The organism is Xanthomonas arboricola (assembly GCF_003353015.1).
GTDB lineage: Bacteria > Pseudomonadota > Gammaproteobacteria > Xanthomonadales > Xanthomonadaceae > Xanthomonas > Xanthomonas arboricola_E.
The window spans coordinates 26,315-49,632 of sequence record NZ_QREM01000011.1 but is presented as its reverse complement, the minus strand read 5'-3'; the positions used below and the strand labels follow the sequence as shown (position 1 = coordinate 49,632).

Below are 23,318 nucleotides of genomic sequence, written 5' to 3'. Positions count from 1 at the left end.
AGGCAAACGGCAGACGTTATAAAAAACACAAGAAACCGCAAAGAATTCGTGAAGGCCGGGCGCGGCGCATGCATGTCACCCCTGCGCCGCCGCACGCGGCGCGCTGGATGCGCGCACGATCAGTTCGGGCACCATTTCTGAAAACGCCGGGGGGGCGGCATCGGCGGGCGGGGCAGGCGCATCGGCCAGCTGCTGGCCCAGCAGCAACTGCAAGGCGCGCGCGCCCAGCCCGGCGATATCCACCCGCATGGTGGTCAGTGCCGGCAGCACGTAGCGCGCCATCGGCACGTCGTCGAAGCCGGCCAGCGCGATGTCCTGCGGCACCTTCAGCCCGGCATGGCCGAGCGCGAACAGGCAGCCCAGCGCCATCATGTCGTTGGCCGCGAACACCGCATCCGGGCGCGTGTCCTGCGCCAGCGCCTGGCCGGCGCGGTAGCCGGACTCTTCGTCGAAGTTGCCCGGCAGCACCCACGGCTGCGCGTCGGCATCCAGCGCCAGCTCGTCGCGGTAGCCGCGCAGACGCTCGTGCGCATCGAAGTTGTCGGCCGGCCCGGCGATGAAGGCGATGCGGCGGTGGCCGCTGTCGCGCAGATGCCGCGTCATCATCCGCGCGCCGCCGTAGTTGTCCACGTTGAGCACCGGGCGCTGGCTGGCGGTGCCGGCGCAGTTGAGCAGCACCGCCGGCAGGCCGCCGGGCAGGGCGTCCTCGTGCACGCCGGAGTCGCCCAGCGAGGGCGACATCACCACCACCCCGTCCACCCGCCCGGGCAGGCGTTCCAGCGCCTTGCGCTGCGCCTGCGGGTCGCCGTGCGAGCTGGACACCAGCAGGTGGTAGCCCTGCTCGCGTGCCACCTGGTCGATGCCGCGGATCAGCTCGGAAAAGAACTCGCCATGCAGGTCCGGCAGCACCACCCCGATGGTGTGGGTGCGCCGGCTGCTGAGGCTGCGTGCGGCGTGGTGCGGGATGTAGTGCAGCGCCCGGGCCACCTGCAGCACGCGTTCGCGCACCGATTCGGCCACGTGCTGATGCCCGTTCATGGTGCGCGAGACGGTCGCCACCGACACCTGCGCTTCGCGCGCGACGTCCTTGATGGTGACGCTGCCGCCTTCGGAGCGTGGCCGACTCATGGCAAAACCTCCAGGACAATGCGGTTGCCGGCGCGCGCCGGGGAGGGGCGCACGGTCCGCTGGCGCAGAACGTTCGTGTCACACATGCACATGAATGACATCGGCCCCAACCGATGGCGACCTCGGAGCGAGATGGCGCGCACGCTAGCAGGATCTGCAAGCGCTTACATGATGCGCTGCACCATTGGGCCAAACGCAGCTGGCACAAGGACTTGGCGGCATCGCCTGGACAAGTTTGTCCGGAAGGGACAACGACAGTCAATGTCGGACACCGGACGACATCATGCATGGAACTACGAAAACATAACGTTCTGGACCGTACTCGGGCGCACGGTTGTTGCGCGCCTTGCCGCCAGTGCATTCAGACAGCAAGATGCGCCGATCGATCAGGGGAACAGCGTGCGCATGTCGCCATCCACCGTCCGCGCCGGCCGGTTCCAGTCCATCGCGTGGGTGCTGCTGGCAGCGCTGTGCGTCAGCAGCTGCCAGCGTACGGACAAGACCGCCGCATTGCCGGGCGCCAGCGCCGAGCCGGCCGCGGCGATGCAGTCGATGACCCTGCCCTTGCGGCGCAACGATCTGGTTGCCTATGCGCGGATCCGGGTCACCCCTGCGCAATACACCCGGCTGGAAGCGGCCTGGCGCAGCGGTGCCAGCCGTTGGCCGCTGACCGAGCTGCCGCTGCCCAACGAGGTCGGCAGCCTGCTCGGGACTTTGTCGGCGCCCGGCGCCGAACGCCAGCTGCAGCAGGCCTTCGATGCACAGCTGGCTGGCCAGTCGCAGGGCATCCGCCAGGCCGCGCAGTCGCTGGGCCAGTTCGGCGTGCAATACCTGCGCAGCCGCAGCGACTACCAGCCCGAGCAGCGCGCCCATTACGTGCAGCTGGTCGATGCCCTGAGCGCCTGGGCCGCCACCGCGCCGCTGGCCGATCGCGCGCGCGCCAAGGCCAGCATCACCGACCTGGTGAGTGCCGCCCGCGCCACCGGCATCGGCTCGGACGCCGACCTGCAGCGGCTGGGGATGGAAGAGAGCCTGCGCCGGCTGGGGCCGTTCTGGGCCGCGGCCAAGCAGGTGCTGGCGCGTTACGGCCTGTCGCTGGACAGCAGCCTGGATGCACTGCGCACCGGCCTGATCAGGCAGGACGGCGACCGCGCCCAGGTGCGGTTGCGCTATCCGCTGGCCGCGCACGACATCGACCTGAGCATCGCCCTGATCAAGCGCGACGGCCACTGGTACCAGCAGCAGACCCAGGACGAGATACAGGCGCTGCTCGACGCCGCGCCGCCGGCCGTGCCCGTACCCGATGCCGCGGCAACGCCTGACACCCCGGCGGCCGCGCCCGCCACGCCCGCCGCCACCGGGCAGCGCCCGGCTGGGCGATAATGACCGTGATGCCAGACCAGAATCCCCTGCCGTTCCCGGACGGCCAGCCCGCCCCGCCCAGCGCTGCCGCCGCCGATCTCGGTGCCACGGCCGCCGCATTGCCGACCGCCACACCGGTTCCGCCGGAGGTTGCGCCGTCGATCGCGCCCGCCGTCGCCGCCGCCCGCAACGCCAAGCGCCCGTGGTGGGCGCGCCTGCTCGGCCGCCTGGCCGACCCCTGGCTGAGCCTGACCATCGAACCGGACCAACCCAGCCGCTACGACGACGGCACGCCGGTGGTCTACGTGCTGGAGGACTACGGCCTGTCCAGCGCGCTGATCCTGGACAAGGCCTGCCGCGAGGCCGGGCTGCCCTCGCCGCTGGTGCCGCTGCCGGGCGACCCGCTGCAGCGCAAGCGCGCCTACCTGGCGCTGTCGCGGCGCAGCAGCAGCAACTCGCTGATCCCCGAGCAGCGCGGCGGCAAGACCCATTCCGATTCGCTGGCCAAGCTGCTGCAGGCGCACCGCGTGCGCGCCGACCTGGACGTGCACCTGGTGCCGGTGTCGATCTTCGTCGGCCGCGCGCCGGACAAGCAGAGCGGCTGGTTCGCGGTGCTGTTCTCGGAAAACTGGGCGCTGGTCGGCCGCTTCCGGCGCCTGCTGGCGGTGCTGCTCAACGGCCGCACCACCATCGTGCGCTTTGCCCCGCCGATCTCGCTGCGCCAGACCATGGCCGAGGGCCTGCCGCCTGAGCGCACCCTGCGCAAGCTGCAGCGCGTGCTGCGCACCCATTTCCGGCGCATCCGCGAGGCGGTGATCGGGCCGGACCTGTCCACCCGCCGCCTGCTGGTGGACCAGGTGCTGGCCGCCGACTCGGTGCGCGAGGCCATCGCCACCCAGGCCAGGCGCGACAACTCCAAGCCGGTCGATGCCTGGCGCAAGGCGCATGCCTACGCCTGGGAAATTGCCGCTGACTATTCCAGCCCGGTGGTGCGCTCGGCCAGCTTCCTGCTCACCCACGTGTGGAACCGCATCTACGCCGGCGTGCTGGTGCACCACCTGGACAAGCTCAAGCAGGCCGCGCCCGGGCACGAAGTGGTCTACGTGCCCAGCCACCGCAGCCACATGGATTACCTGCTGCTGAGCTACCTGCTGTACGAACGCGGCATCGTGCCGCCGCACATCGTGGCCGGCATCAACCTCAACCTGCCGGTGGTGGGCACGCTGCTGCGCAAGGGCGGGGCGTTCTTCATCCGCCGCTCGATCAAGGGCAACGCGCTGTATTCGGCGGTGCTGAGCGAATATGTCGCCCAGTTGGTGGCCGGCGGCTACTCGATCGAATACTTCGTCGAAGGCGGGCGCTCGCGCACCGGGCGCCTGCTGCAGCCCAAGGGCGGCATGATCGCGATGACGCTGCGCGCCTACCTGCGCCAGCCGCGCAAGCCGGTGCTGTTCCAGCCGGTCTACATCGGCTACGAGAAGCTGATGGAAGGCAACAGCTACCTGGACGAGCTCACCGGCCGGCCGAAGGAAAAGGAATCCATCTGGGGCCTGCTGTGGTCCATCCCCAAGGTGCTCAAGCAGAACTACGGCCAGGTGGTGGTGAACTTCGGCGAGCCGATCGCGCTCAACGACGTGCTGGCCAGGCACGCGCCCGACTGGGACGGCCAACCGCTGCCCGACGACGAAAAACCCACCTGGCTGGCACCGGCGGTGGACACGCTGTCCACCCAGATCCAGACCCGCATCAACTGCGCTGCCGACGTCAATCCGATCAACCTGCTGGCGCTGGCGCTGCTGTCCACGCCCAAGCATGCGATGGGCGAGGCCGACCTGATCGCGCAGATCGAGTTGTGCAAGAAGCTGCTGGCGGAAATGCCGTACTCGGACCGCGTCACCGTCACCCCGCACACCCCGGCGCGCATCATCACCCACGCCGAAGAAATCAACGTGCTCACGCGCGTGTCGCATCCGCTGGGCGATGTGCTGAGCGTCAGCGGTGACACCGCGGTGTTGCTGAGCTACTTCCGCAACAACGTGCTGCACCTGTTCACCGCGTCCTCGTGGGTGGCCTGCTGCTTCCAGAACAACCGCCGCATGAGCCGCACCGGCCTGATCCGCCTGGGCCGCACGGTGTACCCGTTCCTGCAGGCCGAACTGTTCCTGCCGTGGAGCGAGGACCGCTTTGCCGAACGCATCGAACAGACCATCGAGATGTTCGTGCGCGAAGGCCTGCTGCTCAACGTCACCGACGACGATGGCGGCATCCTGGCGCGCAATACCGGGCAGACCGATGAAGTGTTCCGCCTGCGGGCGATCGGCCATTCGCTGCAGCAGGCCTTCGAGCGCTATTACATCGCCATTTCGGTGCTGGTGAAGAACGGCCCCGGCGTGCTCGGTGCCGGCGAGCTGGAAAGCCTGTGCCAGCAGGCCGCGCAACGCCTGAGCCTGTTGTACGCCCCGGCCGCCCCGGAGTTCTTCGACAAGACCCTGTTCCGCAGCTTCATCCAGAAACTGCGCGAGCTGCGCCTGGTGTGGCCGGACGAGAACAGCAAGCTGCTGTTCGACGAGCGCCTGGATGCCTGGGCCAAGGACGCCAAGTTCATCCTCGGCCGCGAACTGCGCCACACCATCGAGCGGGTCAGCCCCGAAGCGGTCAAGCCGGATGTGGTGCTGCCGCCGGCCGAGTAAGACGGCGGCGCGACGGCGGGACAGCAGGGCTGGGCACAGAGGTGCTCCCCATGCCGACGACGCCTTCCTTCTCCCTTTGGGAGAAGGTGCCCGAAGGGCGGATGAGGGCCAGTCAGCGAGNACGCCTTCCTTCTCCCTTTGGGAGAAGGTGCCCGAAGGGCGGATGAGGGCCAGTCAGCGAGCAACAACGTGATGCTGCCGCCGGCTGCGTAAGACGGCGGCGCGATGGCGGAGCAGCAGGACCGGGCACAGAGGTGCTCCCCATGCCGACGACGCCTTCCTTCTCCCTTTGGGAGAAGGTGCCCGAAGGGCGGATGAGGGCCAGTCAGCGAGCAACAACGTGATGCTGCCGCCGGCTGCGCAAGACGGCGGCGCGATGGCGGCGCAGCAGGACCGGGCACAGAGGTGCTCCCCATGCCGACGACGCCTTCCTTCTCCCTTTGGGAGAAGGTGCCCGAAGGGCGGATGAGGGCNGCAGCAGGACCGGGCACAGAGGTGCTCCCCATGCCGACGACGCCTTCCTTCTCCCTTTGGGAGAAGGTGCCCGAAGGGCGGATGAGGGCCAGTCAGCAAGCAACAATGTGATGCTGCCGCCGGCTGCGCAAGACGGCGGCGCGATGGCGGAGCAGTGGCAGGGCAGAGCGGCGATCGCCGACACCGACGCCGCTCCCTTCTCCCCCGGGAGAAGCTGCCCGATGGACGAATGAGGGCGGTCAGCACGCAGGTCATCCAGCCTCGCAGCCAACCGAATTGCTGCCGGCGCGATCCAAGCGCCACCGCAGCTTCACACAACAGTTCCGCCCGTTTCATCCCCCGCTTGCGGCCCTGCCGCTAGCATCGCACCACCTTTCATTACGATCGGGTGCGTTGGACCACACGCGTGCCCGCCAGGAGATCCTGATGCGCGCAGCCATCCACACCCAATTCGGCGACCCCGCCAAGGTGCTCGAACTCGGCGAGCGGCCCACCCCGCAGCCCGGCAAGGGCCAGGTGCGCATCGCGATGCGTCGCTCGCCGATCCACAACCACGACCTGTGGACGGTGCGCGGCAATTATGGCTACAAGCCGGAGCTTCCCGCCATCGGCGGCAGCGAAGCGGCCGGCGTGATCGATGCCCTCGGCGAAGGCGTCCAAGGCCTGCAGACAGGCCAGCGCGTGGTCGCCGCCGGCGTGCACGAAAGCTGGGCGGAGTACTTCCTCGCCGACGCCTCCGGCGTGGTCCCGCTGCCCGACGCGCTGGACGACGACCGCGGTTGCCAGTTGATCGCCATGCCGCTGAGCGCGCTGATGCTGATCGAGTTCCTGCAGGTCGAAAAAGGCGACTGGATCGTGCAGAACACCGCCAACGGTGCGGTCGGCAAGACCGTCGCCATGCTCGCCGCCGCGCGCGGCATCAACGTGATCAACCTGGTGCGCCGCGATGCCGGCGTGGACGAGTTGAAAGCGCTGGGCATCGGCAATGCAATCTCCACCGCGCAGGAAGGCTGGCAGGACACCGCGCGCGCGCTGGCCGGCGACGCACCCATCGTGCGCGCGATCGACTCGGTCGCCGGCAGCGCGGCCGGCGAACTGATGGGGCTGCTGGCCGAAGGCGGCGAGCTGGTCTCGTTCGGCTCCATGACCGGCGAGCCGCTGCAGATCTCCAGCGGCGATGTGATCTTCAAGCAGGCCAGCGTGCGCGGCTTCTGGGGCAGCAAGGTCATGGCCGCCACCAAGCCCGAAGACAAACGCCGCATGATCGGCGAACTGCTCAAGGCCGCCGTCGATGGCAGCCTGGCCCTGCCGGTGGAAGCGGTGTTCGACCTGGAAGATGCCGCCAAGGCCGCCGCGGCCAGCGCCGAGCCGGGCCGCCGCGGCAAGATCCTGCTGCGCGCAGGCTGAGCGCTGCACACAGGAGTCTGATTGTGTCGCCTTGGCGCTTCCTTCTCCCGCTTGCGGGGGGGAGGTGCGCGAAGGGCGCATGCGGGAAACGCAGCGACAGTTGCCCAACGTCTGCGGACTCGCAGTCAGGCGGTCACGTGCGCGCAACGCCACGCCAAGGCCACGCTTGCTCAACCAGCCATGACACGCCGCGTGCCCCATCGCGACTCACATGGCGCGCATTCGCACCCGGCCAGCCAATCTGCTTACAGCCACCGTAGGAGCGCGCCTGAGCGCGACGGGCCTTCCAGGGAACAGGGAAACCCCTCATCGCGCCCAGGTGCGCTCCTACGCAGGGGATTGGCCCAAGAGCGGGCAGACGCCGCGATCAGCGCGCGGGTGTCGACAAGCGAACCCAACTGCAGGCACAACCTCACGCCGGCTCGTCAGGCACCAGCTCCATCTCCAGCCGCGTGATGCAGTCCTTGAGATGCAGCTTGCGCTTCTTCAGGCGCTTCATCTGCAGTTCGTCCTCCAGGTTCGCGGGCACGCGCTGGATCTCCTCGTCCAACGCGCGATGGGCGCGTCGCAACTCGGCAATCTGCTCGGCGATCTCGGCGGGTGAGAGGGTCTCCACGGCTCCGAGCATACACAACCACGGGCCGCCCGCGTCACCTGCGCTTGCCAAGCCGCCCCCGGCTGCGACAATACCTGCGCGCCGCCGGGGGAACGGCCGGCACACCCGATCCCATCATTGCCGCGCGGCCACGGCCGTCGAGAAAGGAGTCTTACGATGCGTTTGCGTTCTTCCCTGCTGGCCCTGAGCCTGCTCACCGCCGCCAACCTGGCCAGCGCCGCCGACGTCGCCAAGTACGATGGCTTCTTGTGCTGCAACCTGCGCACCGATGGCAGCTGGATCAGCGACAGCAACTACGCCGAAGACGGCAAGCGCGTGCTCCCGGTCGGCACCCCGGTCAGCGTCACCGGCTTCGGCCGCAACCGCGTCAACCTCAAGATCGCCGGCGAAAAGCAGTCCATCGGCAACGACTACAGCCGCGACCTGGACAACGCCGCCTTCGCCGCCCGCTATGTCGTCACCGCCGACCCCAAGCTCAAGCTGGCCGGCTTCCCACCCAAGATCCGCCAGGCCATCAATGACGGCAAGCTCACCGGCGGCATGACCCGCGAACAGGTGCTGATGGCGGTCGGCTACCCGATCAGCAGCGAAAATCCGAATCTGGAAGCCTCGCTATGGCGGTACTGGCGCGACAGCTTCTCCGAGTACCAGGTGCAGTTCGGCCCCGGCGGCAAGCTGGTCAAGGTCACCGCGGACCCGCAGTTGATGAATCTGGTGTGGGTGCCATAACAATCACTGGCGGAGGCGACAGATGCCTCCGCCTTGGTTTTTACTCAGACGCTGGCGTATCGACTCAAGAACAGGATCGAGAAAGTCTCCCAACGATTGGGTCGGCCGCGCCTGCCTTGAATCAGGCCACAAGGGTATGTCGTATAGAAACCTGAGTGGCTTTTAATAATCGAGGGCGAGGCTGCAGTTGCGTGCCGGTCACCTAGGGATGCTCCGATCAATGAGACCTGAGGACGCGGGACGTGCATTCCTCCAAGGAGCTGCGTCTGGAGCGTCAGAAGTTGCACCATTTTCGGCGCGATCCGGACCTCATCTCCCGATTACAGGCGCACGCTCCCCGCGGCGGACAGTAACTGCTTTCGCTTCATCCACGGGTTTGACAGCGCAAACAATGTCGGCACCTGCGCCGTGTTCCCGGCCAAGCCGTGGTAGCGCACCCTGGTGTAGCCGAACTGGCGCTTGATCACGCCAAACGGATGTTCCACCGTTGCACGCGCACTGGCCTTGACGTGTTCCCGATGTTCTTCCCGGGCACGCTCGCGTTTGTTGGCAATGGCTTGCATCGTCGAGCGTTCAGCGGCCATGAAAAATGCAGCCTTGCAGGTCTGCAGTTCTTCCCNGGCACGCTCGCGTTTGTTGGCAATGGCTTGCATCGTCGAGCGTTCAGCGGCCATGAAAAATGCAGCCTTGCAGGTCTGCAGTTCTTCCCGTTTGTCTGCACCTCTGGCCCTTGCGCGCCAGATGCGCGTTGACGGCGTCCCGCATCTGCGCGGCAAGGCCATGGGTTTCCAGTAGCCGGCGAACGTTGGGAATCGGGGTCGTGTCAGGAACATTGTCCAAGCCACCGAGCCGGGCAAAACGCCGCAAGGTCGGGATCTGGTGCAACGCTTCTTCCATCGCCGGATCGTTCGATGCATGCCAATGCTGCAGCCGATGAATCCGCAACATCGTCGCCAGCGCGTAGGACTGCCGCCCAGGCCGCCCCGACATCGGATAGTGCGGCGCGCAAGGCAGGGTCTTTTTTGCAAGAAGCCCCTGATTCGCATAGCGCCGCCACATCTTCGCTTCCTTACAGCGATAGTCATCACGGGAAAGTAGCCTGCAGCTCAAGGGACCTATGTGGTCCCGCTGAAGCCGCCGGGTCTGTCTCCATGTTCATTGTGAACCGCTTCCTTCGCCATCGTCCGCGAACCGACACCATCGAACGCACACCTGCCGAAGACATGACGCCACGTGATCGGTCCGGTGCAGTGGATGGTTTACTGAGCCCGCTGCTCGCGCGGCCGCGGCGGCGCGAAGACACGGCAGCGGCAAACACCTTGCCTCCCACAAGCTCGGGGGCAAGACGCGTTTTAGGTTCACCTCTGCATTCATCGATGCAACCGGTCGCTCTGGCTGGAGCGTCGTCTGCATCACCTGGCAGTGTAGGGCGCGACATCGACGATTGGCTCACGCGCAGCCTGCCGATGGCAGAGCAGGTCTCAATCGGCTACAACCCGCAAACTGAAGAACGGGAAGGGATGCGGGGGATTCTGCGAGGCGTGGCAGACGCAATTCGCAGTGCAGGCGCCCGCCAAAGCGATAAGCTCGTACTCAACTACGGCATTCCTGCCACGACGCTACCTGATGCGATCGGCCGGCTCGAAGGGTTGAAAGAATTATCACTGGTCGGTACCGGACTTGAGTCTTTGCCAGAGAGTCTGGGACAACTCCGCCAGCTCCGCCAGCTGCAGGTGACCGCCACCCCGGGTCTGAAAAGGCTGCCGACGTCATTGACGAGCCTGCCCCATCTAGAGACCCTCCACTTGATGGCGATACCGTTGGAGGAGTTGCCGACCGACTTGGGGCGCCTGCAAAGCCTGAGCAGCCTTACGCTGGGTGGCGGATGCTATGAGCGCTTGCCGGCCAGCGTCATCCACTTGCGTCGATTGACCCAACTAAGCGTGTCGCACTCCTCGCATTTCCGAGAGTTGCCTGAAAACATCGGCGACATGCAGGGACTCAGGTCATTGAAAGTGGTATCGAACTCCAAACTAGAGCAACTGCCAGGCAGCCTGACCCGGCTGCACCGGCTGGAAGAACTCAACCTGTCCTCCAATTGCAGGCTGGCGCAATTGCCCGAGGACATGGGGCAATTGAGTGGCTTGATGAAGCTGTCGCTGAAAGACTGCGCTGCGCTCCGGCATCTGCCGGAGAGCGTGGGGGACCTCTCCCAGCTGCAACTTCTAGACCTGCGTGGCACGTGTCTGCAGACCCTTCCCCAGTCCTTGGCCCGGCTTCCCGCCACCTGCGAAATCAGGGTGCCGAATCATCTGCGTGGTCAATTGGCCCAGATCCGCAACTCGCAGCCCGCGCAGCGTGGGGCACAGCCGCTAGCCGCAGGCAGAATAGGGCCACCGGCGATGTCTTCGGCGAGGCAAGCCGGGTCATCGTGGAACCGCGTGCCAGAGTTCACACGTGCGTTGCTCAGCATTGATGCCGTTCTGGGGGAGCGTTTCGACAAGTGGATGCAGGGGCTGTGGCAAAACGCCATGATCTTAGGCGGATCCATCACGTCGGCCGACATGCCCCTGCTGGACAAGGTGGTGGCCGAGGCCATCTCCTCTCCCGAATTCCGAAGCAGCTTCGGCGAGTTTTTGAGCGAGCACACCGTCAAGACGCTGGACATGGATGGCATGACCCAGGTGGGCGGCGGCGGGCCGGTCGTGCGGGGGAATATCAAAACCGCTTTTTCGGAAATGCTCAAGCACAAGCTCATGCACACGCGGGACCAGGGGGCGGCGCTGAGCCTGCTGCAAGAGGCGATACAAAATTCCGATCTAGGTCTTTCCAAAAACAGCTTGCTCTACGGCTTCAACGCACTGCAGGGATGCCCGCAGATATGGCCGCCGCTGCGGGCCTACCTTTCCATGCACGATGTGGAGGGAAGGGCGGCGCAGGAAGCCGCGACCACGTGGGCTATGGCTCACTTTGAAGAAGCGCAGGAGGGTGTCATCGGGGAAGCAGAAGCCAAGCGAGAGTCAGAACAGGCACAGGCCAACGCGAATAGCTTCATCGAGCGGCGAGCACGTGCGCTGTTAGAGCAGTGGGGCATCCGGTAGGACAGTGGCGGGCTATGCCGACAGCTGCGGCGCCCTTTGCACGCATGCACTTTGTTGGGACTTAAGAAGCAGAGTTGATGCTGCTACGCTCCTCAAGGGAGTGTGCAATCGGCATGGAGGAGTCAAGATACAGGCCTGGAACTTCGCACGGTTTCGGTTGTCGATGCGGTGTCGCGGGGAGGTGGGGCATAAATGTCCAGATATTTCAATGCCGCGCGATACCCGATGAAATCGAATGCGTCAGCGGGTAAAAAAATGCTGCGATTTTCAAACCTGTTGTGGATGCGAAGGGCGATCTGACCCCACCCGATGCCGGGCCAGCCGTTAATGACTGGCACCACACAAGCGCGGCGCTAGAATTTGCCCTCGGCCAAGTGGCCGCAAGACATTGAAGCTCTCATGCAACGACATCCGGACCTGTATCCCAACGACGATAACGGCGACACCCTCTGGCACATTGCCCAGCAAGGGGTGGATCTCTCCAAGCCACGCGAGATTGCGTTCTCCGTGGTCTTCCCCACGAAGGAGTCGGCACTGGAGTTCTCGGTGACGCTGCTGCGCTTCGAGCAGAAGCTGCGTTGCTGCCACTACCCGGAGAACACGGCGTTTCCGATGGACGTGACGGTGTATCCGACCATGATCCCAACGTACAAGGCGATTTCGGCGTTCGAGGAAGAGCTGGCGACCGAAGCCAAGCCGTTGGGTGGCTTGAACGACGGGTGGGAATTTTCCGTGCACGACAAGGACGTCTGACGCGCACGGCATGCACGCGCCTGCGATGCGGTCACTGCGCCGCTGAGCGCGGCGCAGTGACCGCATCGGTGCCTTACTGCGTCAGCGCTGCGACTGCGGGACGCGGCGCAGCTGCGACACGTCATAGCCCATGGCGGCGATGCGCTGGACAGCCTGCTGATAGTCGGCCTCGGAGACCTGTGGCGTGCGCGCCATGTACCAGACGTAGTCGCGCTTGCTGCGCGCCACGATGGTCTGCGTGTATGCCGCATCGCGCCAGGCGATCACATACTCGGCCTTAAAGGGCCAGAAGAACTGCATGCTCCACAGCGCGCCATTGCCCTCCTCTGCCACCCGGCCAACCGGATGCATGGACTTGAGCGGCGCCTGGAAGCTGCCCTTGCGAAAGGTGAAGGTGGTCTGGATACGGCCGTCCGGTCGCAGCGCATAGCGCTCCACCGCATCGTAGGCCTTGCGCTCGGGACGGGTGGGAATATGCGCGATCACGTACCAGTCGCCCATGAAGCGCGGTACATCCACGCTGTCTGCGCGCGGCAGGGCGGGACGCGACTCGCTGCCGCTGGCACTTCCGTGAGCCGCGAGCGTCAGTAACAACAGCATCGAACCATGTCGCATGACAATCTCCACCTGAAAGAACTACGTGCATGGGCCTACGGAGGTGCCATGCGTCCGGATGCAACCCCATGCGACGCAGTTCCGCACTGGCGCACGCTGGCCTGCCGTGCCAGTGGGATGACGGTAACGTTCGACATGTCATGGCCGCGTTGAAGCGCCAGGCAGACGCGTTGCGCATGCCCGAAACGCCGGGTGACGGGGCTGCTGGCGCCGGGGCGATGATCGGCCGCTGGGAAGATCACGACGTGCCTGGAACGCGCTGCGGTGACAGGGCGTGTCAGTCAGCGCCGACGGTGGAGTCATGACGCGCTGGTGGACGTTCCGGGAACCAGGAACGCAACCGCAGTCACCAGGGCGACACCGCGTCTTCGCCATATGGATAAATCGTCGCGATCCTTCCGTCGGCATCGTGCTGCAACGCTGCCATCTTGATGCTGCGCAGATGCGTCTGCCCACCCGACAAGGCAGCGTCGTGATAGAACAGATACCACTGGCCTTCGAACGCACAGATGGAGTGATGCGTGGTCCAGCCGATCACCGGTGCGAGCAGCACGCCCTGGTAGGCGAATGGCCCGTACGGGGAGTCGCTGGTGGCGTAGCAGATCAGGTGGGTGTCGCCGGTGGAGTAGGACAGGTAGTAGCGGCCCGCATGGCGATGCACCCAGGGGCCTTCGAAGAAGCGGCGGGTGTGGTCGCCGGCGCGGAGCGGGGCGCCGTGTTCGTCGAGGATGACGATCTCGCGGGTGGGCTCTGCCAGTTGCGTCATGTCCTCGCGCAGGCGGGCGACGCGCGGGCCGAGCGCGGGCGCAGCGGCGTCAGGTTCCTGGTGGGTCGGCGCGTAGACATTGTCGCGGTAGTGCTGCAGCTGGCCGCCCCAGATGCCGCCGAAGTACAGGTAATGCGCGCCGTCGTCGTCGGCCAGGACGGCCGGGTCGATCGAGTAGGTGCCGACAATGGGCTCGGGCTCGGCGACGAACGGGCCTTGCGGGCCATCGCCGACCGCCACGCCGATCTGGAAGATGCCGTCGGCACGTTTGGCGGGAAAATACAGGTAGGTCTTGCCGTTGCGCTGCGCGGCATCCGGTGCCCACATCTGGCGCTGTGCCCAGGGCACGTCGCGCACGTGCAGCACCTGCCCCAGGTCTTCCACCGGCGCGTGCGGATGCGCCATGCGCAGCACGTGGTAGTCGGCCATGTCGAAGTGCGAGCCGTCGTCGCTGAAGGCTACGCCGGCATCGATGTCGTGCGAGGGGTAGATGTACAGCGCGCCGTCGAACACGTGTGCGGACGGGTCGGCGGTGTAGAGGTGGGTGACCAGCGGTGCGGAAATGGCGGTGCGCGCCAGCGCCTGCAGTGCAGCGGTGTGCAGTTCATCGGACATGCGCGTACCTGTGCATGAGGTGGGAGGAGGGAGTCAGGGCGAAGCGAGTGGTGCGGCCTGACGGCGCAGGCCCAGCGCGTGTTCGATGCGGGTTTCCAGCGTCTTGTCGATCTCGTACAGCGCCAGCAGTGCGGTGCCGAGCAGGAACGGGATCGACGCATACACGCTGATGGCCAGGCGAATGCCGCTTGTCACTGCTTCGCCTTGCAGCGGCAGGGCGGCGTCGTAGCCGTAGAACGCCAGGATGCCGGCGACCAGGGCGCCGCCGACGCTCAGGCCGATCTTCAGCCCGCACAACATCGCCGAGAAGATGATCGCGGTGGCGCGGCGGTGGTTCTTCCACTCCGAGTAGTCGGCCACGTCGGCGATCATCGCCCACAGCAGCGGGATGGTGATGCCGTAGAAGAAGCCATGCAGCACATAGGAGGCGAACACCCAGCCGATCGCCGCCGGCGGATACAGGTAGAACACCAGCAAAAACAGCGTGGAAACCAGCAGCGCGCCGCCGAACACATTGCGCTTGCCGTAGCGGTCGGCCAGGCGTTTGGAAAAGCCGATGCCCACGATCATCGCCAGGATGCCGCCAGCGCTGAACACGCTGAAGGCCGAGGTCGGTGCGTCCTGCGGCCATTGCAGCGCGCTCATGCCGGCGCCGGTGAGCACGCTGTTGATTGCAGCAATAAAGCGGTTGAAGCCGGCATTGTCGAGGAACTGCGCCAGCGCGGCGGCGTCGAGGTAGTACTTGAAGTAGTAGATGTACATCCCGCCCTTCATGGCGAGATTGATGAAGACCAGGATGGTCAGCGCCAGCATCACCAGCCAGGGCTTGTTGCGGACCAGATCGCCCAGGTCCTGGCGCACGCTGCTGCGTTGTTCGCTGATCGGCAGCACCCGCTCGCGCGTGGTGAAGAAGGTGATCAGAAAGCACAGCGTGCCGACGGCGGCGAACAGCGCCATGGTGTTGCGAAAGCCCTGCGCCTTGTCGCCATTGCCCAGGATCAGCACCAGCGGCAGCAGCAACACCTGGATGATGAACTGCGCGAAGGTCACCGCCAGGAAGCGATACGCCGACAGGCTGTTGCGCTGCTCCATGCTGCCGGTGAGCACGCCGCTCAATGCCGAATAGGGCAGGTTGTTGGCCACGTACACCAGCATCAGCAGCGTGTAGGTGGCGAAGGCGTAGGCGATCTTGCCCTGCTCGCCGAGGGCGGGCGTGTTGAACGCGGCCAGCGACAACGCACCGAACGGCACTGCCGTCCACAGGATCCACGGGCGGAACTTGCCCCAGCGCGTGCGGGTGCGGTCGGCCAGGATGCCGATGATGGGCGTGAACACGAACGCGCCAAGCATGCCCACCACGAAGATCAGCGTGGCGGCCACGCCCGCCGGGATGCGGAACACATCGGTGTAGAAGAACGCCAGGAAGGTGACCAGCGTCTGGAAGATCAGGTTGGCCGCCAGGTCGCCCAGGCTGTAGCCGATCTTTTCGCGCAGGGAGAGCTGTTGTGACGGATCGTTCATGAGGTGGGGCGGGCTCGAGGAGTGCTGCGGGAAACGCCGCGGCGCGCGCCATGCCGCCGACCGCGATCGGTCCGGATCGCGGCAGCGGGCATGGCGGCTGAAGTGTCCGGCAAAACCGCGCGCGCCGTCGCCGGGCAGGCGGCGGCGATACGCGGTGCGCGGGCCATGCGGCAAGGCCATGCGCTCCCCACGGGTCGGCCACACCCGCCTGGCGCCTGCGCGGTCGTGTCGATGACCACGCTCAGAACGTGCCGCGGATGCCGAGCATGACCGTGCGGCCGGGCTCGTACAGATCGTAGGTGGCGTTGGGCCAGGCGTAGGTGGTGCGCAGCGGTTCGTCGGTGATGTTGGTGACGTTGAGGGTGAGCTGCGGCTTGGACGGCAGCCAGTCCAGCGCATAGCTGGCCGACAGATCCAGCTGGCCGCGGGCATCGGCGTTGAGGCGCGCATACGGGATGCCGTTCTGGTTGGCGCCGGAGATCACCATGTCGTCGTTCCAGGTGTAGGACAGGCGCACCGAGGCGGCGTCCTTTTCCCAGTACACGGTGCCGTTCCACAGATTGGGTGCCACGCCGACCGCCACCGCCGGTACGCCTTCGCCTTCGGACGACTGATTGACATGCGTGTAGTTGACGCTGAAGCCCATGCCGTCGACCAGCCTGTCCAGCGGCTGCACCCAGATCGCCTCGGTGCCGCGGATGTTGAGCACGCCGTCGGCGTTGACCTGGGTCTGTACGTCCACCGTGGCCGCATTCGGGCCGCCGCGCTGGTCCAGGCCGGCCTGCTGGATCGGCAGCAGGCTTTCGTACGGTACGCCCAGGTCGTTGAAGGGAATGCGCCGCACGCCGTTGACGGTGAAGCCGCTGATGCGCTTGTTGAACAGCGTCAGGCCCACATAGCCTTCGCCGCCGGTGTACCACTCGCCGCCGAAATCCACGTTGGTGGACAGATACGGCGCCAGCTCGGGATTGCCCTGGGTTGCGGTCTGCGCGGAGGGGTCGCTGAAGTTGGTGTTGGGCAGCATTGCGCTGGGATCGGGCCGGGTGAGCGTGCGCGAGCTGGACAGGCGCAGCACCACGTTGTCGGCCACGTCCCAGGCGGCATTGAACGAGGGCAGGGTTTCCTTGTAGTCCGAATCCAGCACCTGGATGCGGCGGATGCCGTTGATGGTGACCGGGCCGGTGATGGTCTGGTCGGTGGTCACGTAGCGCACGCCGGCGTTGAAGCGCAGCGTGCGGTTCCACACTTCGGTTTCGGCGTTGGTTTCGATATAGAAACCCCAGTTCTTTTCGCGGATGCCGCCGGCCGAGGCGCCGGTGTTGGCGGAGTTGGTTTCCGGGGCGGAGTCGCGCAGCGCGTAATAGTTGGTGTCGCCGAGGAAGCGGTTGAAATCGGCGGTAATAAAGCCGTCCGGACCGGGCCGCAAATAGCCGGCCAGGGCAGCATTGGGCACCGCCGAGCCAGGGCCGCCGTTGCACACATTGCCGCCGCCACCGCGGCAGACCACCTGCTCCCAGGCGATGCTGTTGTCGAAACCGCGGATGGTGCGCTCGGCCTGGTCGTAGGCGGCGCCGATCTTGATGTTGCGCTTGTCTTCGCCGAACTGCAGGTCGGCACGTCCGCCCCGGGTTTGGGTGATGCGTTTTTCGTTCTGGATATTGACCCGGCCACCGTTCCAGCCCCAGCCCAGATTGGGGTCGTTGAGATCGAGCGGGCTGCTGATCGACGGGCGGTCGCCGCCCTGGTTGCGATAGTCCACGGTGGTGAACGGCGAAGTGACCAGGATGCTGGGGGACTCGCGATCCAGCCAGCTGCGCGTGGCATTGGCCTGCACGTTGAGCTTGATGTCCTGGTCCGCGCCGAACAACAGCTCGGCACCCGGGTTGACGCTCCAGAACTTGACCTCTTCGCGGTACGGGCGCGCTTCCAGGAAGTACTGCGCATTGGCGAAGGTGGCGCTGGTGACCACGTTGTTCTGGTCCAGCTGCATGCCCAGCGGGATCATGTTGCCGTTGCGGCCGATCAGATTCATGCTGATCCGCTCGGTGGTGCGCTTGGCTTCCGAATACAGCGTATCCAGGTAGAAATGCATGCTGTCGGAGGGGCGCCATTCCAGCGACATCACCGAGGCATCGCGGTCGCGATCACCATTCATGTAGACGCTGCGGCCCAGCCGCGGAATCAGTGCGTCGCTGATCTGGTCGATGCCCAGGCCCGGGTTGCGCGCCAGCAGCCAGGCTGCATCGATGGTCTCGCCGGTGGTCAGGCCGCTGCCGGCGGTGGCCGGCACGCGGTCGGGAATGCGCCAGTTGCCGCCGCCATTGACGTTGCAGGCCGCCGGTTGATTGGTGGCCGGCGTGCCGGCAGGCGGGGTGAGGCCGCACTGGGTGTAGGTCAGGCCGGGGTTGGTCCAGCCCACGCTTTCAAAGCCGCGCACGCCGAGCTTGCCGCGCACCGAGGCCACGCCGAACAGTGCGCCGAAGGTGCCTGCTTCGTTGGTCCAGCTGCCCATGAAGGCGCCGCGCGGGGTGGTCTTTTCGCTGGTGCTGTTCCAGTCGGCCTGGGCCTGGTAGGTGAAGTGCACGCCGGGGCGATCGAACGGGCGCGCGCTGCGCATGTCCACCACGCCGGAGACGCCGCCTTCGAGCATGCTGGCGGTGGGCGTCTTGCTCACGGTGAGCTGGGTGAAGAACTCGGTGGGAAACAGGTTCAGATCGACTTCGCGGTTCTGGTTCTGCGCGTTCAGGCCGATCGAGGCGGTGGCGATGCTGGCGCCGTTGAGCGTGGTCTTGGTGAAGCTGGTGCCCAGGCCGCGGATGGCGATGTTCAAGCCCTCGCCATTGACGTCGCGCGAGAGCTGCACACCGGGGATGCGGTTGAGCGACTCGGCGATATTCATGTCCGGGAACTTGCCGATGTCCTCGGCAAACACGGTGTCGGCAAAACCGACCGAGTCGCGCTTGGCATCGGTGGAGAACTGGATGCTGCGTCGGTAGCCGGAGACGGTGACGGTATCGAGCTGGGTCACCGCATCGCCGCCGGCAGCAGTGGCCGGTGGCGATTGTGCGGCAGCTGCGGCGCTGCTGGCGTCGCTGGACTGTGCCCAGGCGGCAGTGCTGGCCATGCCCAGCAGGATGGACCCCAACGCGCAGGACAACGCGGTTCGTGCGTAGCTGTTCTTCACCGTAATTCCTTCCCTAACAGGTGAGCAGATGTCCCACGCATCGCCCCTGCGCAGGGAGTGCCGCTGCCGGTAGCGGCGCGGCGATGGTGCGGTGGGGAAGAACGGGCGATCAGTGGCGCTGGATGTTAGCGCTACCAAATTCAGAACATCACGCTGCAGGGCAGCATAGGCGGCGGGGCGTCGCGGCGGCGGGCAACAACGGCGCTGATCGAGACCGTGCCGGCTGCACGGCACGCACTGGCGTGCTGCACTGCGCGATGGATTTTGCCGGAAGCCGTGGTAATGGTAGCGCTATCACCCGTGGCGCAAGGCCACCTTCGTGCAGGTGCAGTGCTCGATGAATCGAACCGAAGAACGCGACAGCGAGATGCCGGGCTACTGCGGGCATGCGGCAGCGCCTTGCCGTGGTCGCTGCGCGATTGCCCAGCGCATGCTGCACGCTGCAGCGCAACGGCGCGCGTGCCCATGAGCCAGTTGCCGCACGCCGCAGCGCCCGCCGGCACGCTGGCGCGCCTGGGCCGCATGCGTTGGCGCGTGTGCGCACTGCTGCTTGCCGCCACCACCATCAACTATGTCGACCGCCAGGTGCTGGGCGTGCTGGCGCCGTTTCTGCAGACCCAGATCGGCTGGAACGAGATCCAGTACGGCTATATCGTCACCGCCTTCCAGGCCGCCTACGCGCTGGGGTTGTTGTGCAGCGGTGCAGTGATCGACCGCTTCGGCACGCGCGTCGGCTACGCGCTGGCGATCGGCATCTGGAGCCTGGCGGCGATGGGACATGCGCTGGCCACCAGCGTGGTGGGCTTTGCGATCGCGCGCTTCTTCCTGGGGCTGGGCGAGTCCGGCAACTTCCCCGCCGCGTTGAAGACGGTGGCCGAGTGGTTTCCGCGTCGCGAGCGCGCCCTGGCCACCGGCATCTTCAATTCCGGCTCCAACATCGGTGCCATCGTCGCGCCGTTGCTGGTGCCGCTGATCGCCACCGCCTGGGGCTGGCAGGCGGCCTTCCTGTTCACCGGCGTGCTCAGCGCCACCTGGCTGCTGGTGTGGTGGCTCAGTTATCACCCGCCCGAGCAGCAGCCCGGCCTGTCGGCGGCAGAGCTGGCGCATATCCGCAGCGATGCGCACGAGCCGGTGCAGCGGCGGCTGTCGTGGTTGCAGGTGCTGCGGCACCGGCAGGCCTGGGCGTTCGTGCTGGGCAAGTTCATCACCGACCCGATCTGGTGGTTCTTCCTGTTCTGGCTGCCCAAGTTCCTGCATGCCGAATACGGATTGAGTCTGTTGCAACTGGGCGCGCCGTTGATCGTGATCTTCGTGCTGGCCGACATCGGCAGCATCGCCGGTGGCTGGGTCGCCGGGCGCTTCATCGCGCGCGGCTGGAGCGTCAACCGCGCACGCAAGACCGCGATGCTGATCTGCGCCGTCTCGGTGGTGCCGATCGTGTTCGCTGCGCGCGCCGACAATCTGTGGCTGGCGGTCGGCCTGATCGGCCTGGCCACTGCCGCGCACCAGGGCTGGTCGGCCAACCTGTTCACGCTGCCCTCGGACATGTTTCCGCGGCATGCGGTGGCCACGGTGGTCGGCATCGGCGGCTTTGCCGGGGCGGTCGGTGGCATGCTGATCGCCACCTTCATCGGGTTCCTGCTGCAGGCCACCGGCAGTTATGTGCCGGTGTTCCTGATGGCAGGCTCGGCCTACCTGCTGGCGCTGGCGGTGGTGCACACGCTGGTGCCGCAACTGGAACCGGCACACTTGCCGGCAGACCCCACGCCGGCGGCCAAGGCATCTTCCTGAGGTGATCATCGTGCACAGACACACTCTGACGGTTGGGTTGTTGTTCGCAGCGAGCATCGCGACGGCGGTGCACGCCGCACCGCTGGCGTCAGGCGCGTCCAAGTTCCTGGGCAGCGCCTATAGCCCGCACCAAGCGGCAGGATTCACCCAGTACTGGAACAAGCTCACACCCGAAAACAGCGGCAAGTGGGGCAGTGTGGAAGCAGTGCGCGACCAGATGGACTGGAGTGGGCTCGATACCGCCTACAAGCTGGCCAAGACCAACGGCATGCCGTTCCAGATGCATGTGATGGTGTGGGGCAACCAGCAGCCGGAATGGATCAAGACCCTGCCACCGGCCGAGCAGCGCCGCGAGATCGCGCAGTGGTTTGCTGCGGTTGCGCAGCGGTATCCGGACATCGACCTGCTGGAAGTGGTCAACGAACCGCTCAACGACCCGCCCAGCAAGGACGACACCGGCGGCGGGAATTATCTGCAGGCACTGGGCGGCAACGGTGCCAGCGGCTGGGAATGGGTGCTGCAGTCGTTCCGGCTGGCGCGCCAGCACTTTCCGCGTGCGCGGCTGATGATCAACGACTACAGCATCACCAACAGCGCCCAGGCCACGCAGAAGTACCTGCAGATCGTGCAGCTGCTGCAGCGCGAGCAGCTGGTCGATGCGATCGGCGTGCAGGAGCATGCCTTTGAAACCACCCCGAACGTTGCGATGTCGGTGCATCGTGCCAATCTCGATGCACTGGCCGCGACCGGCCTGCCGATCTACATCACCGAGTTCGATCTGGACGGCCCCAGCGATGCGCAGCAGCTGGCCGACTACCAACGCGTGTTCCCGGTGTTCTGGGAGCACCCCGGCGTACGCGGCATCACGCTGTGGGGCTTTCGTCCAGGCCTGTGGCGCGACAAGGAAGCGGCGTACCTGATCCGTGCCGATGGCAGCGAACGGCCGGCGCTGACCTGGCTGCGCGATTACGTTGCCAGCCATCCCGGCACGCCCGCGCCATGACACGGGCGGCCGCTGGATTTCGTTCTCAGTCTCTTTTGGTGCATTGATTCCATGTCCACGCCTTCGCCCCTGACCCTGCACGACGACCGCTTGCTGCCCGTCGACCCCGGCACGCGCGCGATCGCGCGCCGTCTGTATGCGCAGATTTCCGCACTGCCGATCATCAGCCCGCACGGCCATACCGACCCGGCATGGTTCGCCACCGATGCGCCATTCGCCAATGCCACCGAGCTGTTGCTGGTGCCGGACCACTACGTGTTCCGCATGCTCTACAGCCAGGGCATCGCGTTGGACGCATTGGGCATCCCGCGGGCCGACGGGTCGCGCGCGGCGGTGGATCCGCGCGCGGCGTGGCGCGTGTTCGCCGCGCACTACACATTGCTGCGCGGTACGCCGTCAGCGTTGTGGTTGAATCATGTCTTCCATGACGTGTTCGACCTGCGCATCCGGCTGGATGCCGGCACTGCCGATCATTACTACGACCACATCACCGCCGCCTTGCAGACAGCGGCGTTTCGCCCGCGGGCCTTGTTCGAGCGTTTCAACATCGAGGTGATCGCCACCACCGAGTCGCCGCTGGACACGCTGCAGCACCACGCGGCCATTCGCGCCAGCGGCTGGAAGGGACGCGTGCTCACCGCGTACCGGCCGGACCCGGTGGTCGACCCCGAACACGAACAGTTCGCCGGCGCGCTGCAGCAGTTCGGCGCCCTGACCGGCGAAGATGTGCTGACCTGGCAGGGCTATCTGCGTGCGCACCGGCAGCGCCGTGCGTTCTTTGCCGCGCACGGTGCGACGTCGACCGACCACGGCCACCCCAGTGCGGCCACCGCCGATCTACCGCCGGCCGAGGCGCAGCGCCTGTTCGAGACGGTCGTGCGTGGTGCGGCGACACCCGCGCAGGCAGAGCTGTTCCGCGCGCAGGTGCTGACCGAGATGGCGGCGATGAGCCTGGACGATGGCCTGGTGATGCAGCTGCATCCGGGTTGCTTCCGCAATCACAACCGGCAGCTGTTCCAGGCCTTCGGGCGCGACAAGGGCGCCGATATTCCGATGCGCACCGACTACGTGCACGCGCTCAAGCCGCTGCTGGATCGCTTCGGCAACGATCCGCGCCTGCGCCTGATCGTGTTCACCCTGGACGAGACCAGCTACAGCCGCGAGCTGGCGCCCCTGGCCGGGCATTACCCGTCGCTGTTGCTGGGCCCGGCCTGGTGGTTCCATGACGCGCCGGAGGGCATGTGGCGCTTCCGCGAGCAGACCCTGGCCAGCGCCGGCTTCTGCAACACCGTGGGTTTCAACGACGACACCCGCGCCTTCCTGTCGATCCCGGCACGCCATGATGTGGCGCGGCGCGTGGACAGCGCGTTTCTTGCCAGGCTGGTTGCCGAGCACCGTCTGGATGAGGATGAGGCGTTCGAGGTGGCGATCGATCTGGCCTACCGCTTGCCCAAGCGGGCCTACCACCTGTGAAGGTGGGTGAGGCAGCAGGCAGCGATGCCCACACGTGCACGAAGGGCGGATATGCCGTGCGTGCATAGACGGCAGAAGGGTGCCGTGCCA

At 66.2% G+C, this 23,318-nt stretch carries 15 protein-coding genes and 1 pseudogene; 9 read left to right on the top strand and 7 right to left on the bottom strand.

Annotated elements, in window-relative coordinates; genetic code table 11:
- Positions 1 to 75: 75 nt before the first annotated feature.
- A complete protein-coding gene (locus C0541_RS20435; protein ID WP_115051220.1) occupies positions 76 to 1,128 on the bottom strand; it encodes a LacI family DNA-binding transcriptional regulator in 1,053 nt (350 codons plus the stop codon).
- A 405-nt stretch (positions 1,129 to 1,533) separates the two neighbouring features.
- Between C0541_RS20435 and C0541_RS20430 the strand changes: the two genes are divergently transcribed.
- From C0541_RS20430 to C0541_RS20420, 3 genes are all read left to right on the top strand, one after another.
- Entirely contained in the window at positions 1,534 to 2,511 is a 978-nt protein-coding gene (locus tag C0541_RS20430) for a hypothetical protein (RefSeq protein WP_161960197.1), read from the top strand.
- Positions 2,511 to 5,180, top strand: coding sequence for a glycerol-3-phosphate 1-O-acyltransferase PlsB (gene plsB / locus C0541_RS20425; RefSeq protein ID WP_115051218.1), 2,670 nt, complete (start codon positions 2,511 to 2,513; stop codon positions 5,178 to 5,180). Before C0541_RS20430 ends, plsB begins: the two co-directional genes overlap by 1 nt.
- 900 nt (positions 5,181 to 6,080) lie before the next feature.
- Positions 6,081 to 7,061 carry a zinc-binding dehydrogenase gene (locus tag C0541_RS20420; RefSeq protein ID WP_115051239.1) on the top strand — a complete coding sequence of 327 codons (981 nt, stop codon included), beginning with the start codon at positions 6,081 to 6,083 and terminating at the stop codon, positions 7,059 to 7,061.
- 412 nt (positions 7,062 to 7,473) lie between these two features.
- On the opposite strand, the gene C0541_RS20415 is transcribed toward C0541_RS20420, so the two are convergent.
- Positions 7,474 to 7,677: a YdcH family protein gene (locus C0541_RS20415; RefSeq protein ID WP_164738977.1), complete on the bottom strand. Its 204-nt coding sequence runs from the start codon at positions 7,675 to 7,677 to the stop codon at positions 7,474 to 7,476.
- Between the two features lie 156 nt (positions 7,678 to 7,833).
- On the opposite strand from C0541_RS20415, the gene C0541_RS20410 reads away from it, so the two are divergent.
- Positions 7,834 to 8,406 (top strand): hypothetical protein, encoded by a 573-nt coding sequence (locus C0541_RS20410; protein ID WP_115051217.1) that lies wholly within the window; start codon positions 7,834 to 7,836, stop codon positions 8,404 to 8,406.
- 320 nt (positions 8,407 to 8,726) lie between these two features.
- Here the strand turns inward: C0541_RS20410 and C0541_RS21155 are convergent.
- A pseudogene (locus C0541_RS21155) lies at positions 8,727 to 9,411 on the bottom strand (transposase); the annotation flags it as partial.
- Positions 9,412 to 9,872: 461 nt separating this feature from the next.
- On the opposite strand from C0541_RS21155, the gene xopAE reads away from it, so the two are divergent.
- Both xopAE and C0541_RS20390 read left to right on the top strand, forming a co-directional pair.
- A complete protein-coding gene (gene xopAE, locus C0541_RS20395) occupies positions 9,873 to 11,507 on the top strand; it encodes a type III secretion system effector XopAE (RefSeq protein WP_238601382.1) in 1,635 nt (544 codons plus the stop codon).
- Positions 11,508 to 11,906: 399 nt separating this feature from the next.
- Entirely contained in the window at positions 11,907 to 12,260 is a 354-nt protein-coding gene (locus C0541_RS20390) for a ribonuclease E inhibitor RraB (RefSeq protein WP_115051216.1), read from the top strand.
- Positions 12,261 to 12,341: 81 nt separating this feature from the next.
- Here C0541_RS20390 and C0541_RS20385 read toward each other — a convergent pair whose 3' ends face one another.
- The 4 genes from C0541_RS20385 to C0541_RS20370 form a co-directional block, all read right to left on the bottom strand.
- A complete protein-coding gene (locus C0541_RS20385) occupies positions 12,342 to 12,875 on the bottom strand; it encodes a lipocalin family protein (RefSeq protein WP_115051215.1) in 534 nt (177 codons plus the stop codon).
- Positions 12,876 to 13,221: 346 nt separating this feature from the next.
- A complete protein-coding gene (locus C0541_RS20380) occupies positions 13,222 to 14,256 on the bottom strand; it encodes a glycoside hydrolase family 43 protein (RefSeq protein WP_115051214.1) in 1,035 nt (344 codons plus the stop codon).
- Between the two features lie 33 nt (positions 14,257 to 14,289).
- Complete coding sequence (locus C0541_RS20375; protein WP_115051237.1) at positions 14,290 to 15,777, bottom strand: MFS transporter; 1,488 nt, start codon at positions 15,775 to 15,777, stop codon at positions 14,290 to 14,292.
- A gap of 241 nt (positions 15,778 to 16,018) precedes the next feature.
- Positions 16,019 to 18,961 (bottom strand): TonB-dependent receptor, encoded by a 2,943-nt coding sequence (locus C0541_RS20370; protein ID WP_161960196.1) that lies wholly within the window; start codon positions 18,959 to 18,961, stop codon positions 16,019 to 16,021.
- 465 nt (positions 18,962 to 19,426) lie between these two features.
- On the opposite strand from C0541_RS20370, the gene C0541_RS20365 reads away from it, so the two are divergent.
- Genes C0541_RS20365 through uxaC form a run of 3 tightly spaced genes read left to right on the top strand, consistent with a single transcriptional unit; the run spans position 19,427 to position 23,228 of the window.
- The gene (locus C0541_RS20365) at positions 19,427 to 20,752 is read left to right on the top strand and encodes an MFS transporter (RefSeq protein WP_161960195.1); all 1,326 of its coding nucleotides are present in this window, start codon (positions 19,427 to 19,429) and stop codon (positions 20,750 to 20,752) included.
- A 10-nt stretch (positions 20,753 to 20,762) separates the two neighbouring features.
- Entirely contained in the window at positions 20,763 to 21,755 is a 993-nt protein-coding gene (locus C0541_RS20360; protein ID WP_115051235.1) for an endo-1,4-beta-xylanase, read from the top strand.
- A gap of 51 nt (positions 21,756 to 21,806) precedes the next feature.
- Positions 21,807 to 23,228 carry a glucuronate isomerase gene (uxaC, locus tag C0541_RS20355; protein WP_115051212.1) on the top strand — a complete coding sequence of 474 codons (1,422 nt, stop codon included), beginning with the start codon at positions 21,807 to 21,809 and terminating at the stop codon, positions 23,226 to 23,228.
- The last annotated feature ends 90 nt before the right edge of the window (positions 23,229 to 23,318 follow it).

Bases quoted from the DNA above. Each gene is read 5' to 3' on its own strand.
- C0541_RS20385 (WP_115051215.1), bottom strand. From the start codon at position 12,875: ATGCGACATGGTTCGATGCTGTTGTTACTGACGCTCGCGGCTCACGGA.
- C0541_RS20390 (WP_115051216.1), top strand. From the start codon at position 11,907: ATGCAACGACATCCGGACCTGTATCCCAACGACGATAACGGCGACACC.
- C0541_RS20375 (WP_115051237.1), bottom strand. From the start codon at position 15,777: ATGAACGATCCGTCACAACAGCTCTCCCTGCGCGAAAAGATCGGCTAC.
- C0541_RS20410 (WP_115051217.1), top strand. From the start codon at position 7,834: ATGCGTTTGCGTTCTTCCCTGCTGGCCCTGAGCCTGCTCACCGCCGCC.
- plsB (WP_115051218.1), top strand. From the start codon at position 2,511: ATGACCGTGATGCCAGACCAGAATCCCCTGCCGTTCCCGGACGGCCAG.
- C0541_RS20435 (WP_115051220.1), bottom strand. From the start codon at position 1,128: ATGAGTCGGCCACGCTCCGAAGGCGGCAGCGTCACCATCAAGGACGTC.
- xopAE (WP_238601382.1), top strand. From the start codon at position 9,873: ATGGCAGAGCAGGTCTCAATCGGCTACAACCCGCAAACTGAAGAACGG.
- C0541_RS20420 (WP_115051239.1), top strand. From the start codon at position 6,081: ATGCGCGCAGCCATCCACACCCAATTCGGCGACCCCGCCAAGGTGCTC.
- C0541_RS20430 (WP_161960197.1), top strand. From the start codon at position 1,534: ATGTCGCCATCCACCGTCCGCGCCGGCCGGTTCCAGTCCATCGCGTGG.
- C0541_RS20380 (WP_115051214.1), bottom strand. From the start codon at position 14,256: ATGTCCGATGAACTGCACACCGCTGCACTGCAGGCGCTGGCGCGCACC.
- uxaC (WP_115051212.1), top strand. From the start codon at position 21,807: ATGTCCACGCCTTCGCCCCTGACCCTGCACGACGACCGCTTGCTGCCC.
- C0541_RS20365 (WP_161960195.1), top strand. From the start codon at position 19,427: ATGAGCCAGTTGCCGCACGCCGCAGCGCCCGCCGGCACGCTGGCGCGC.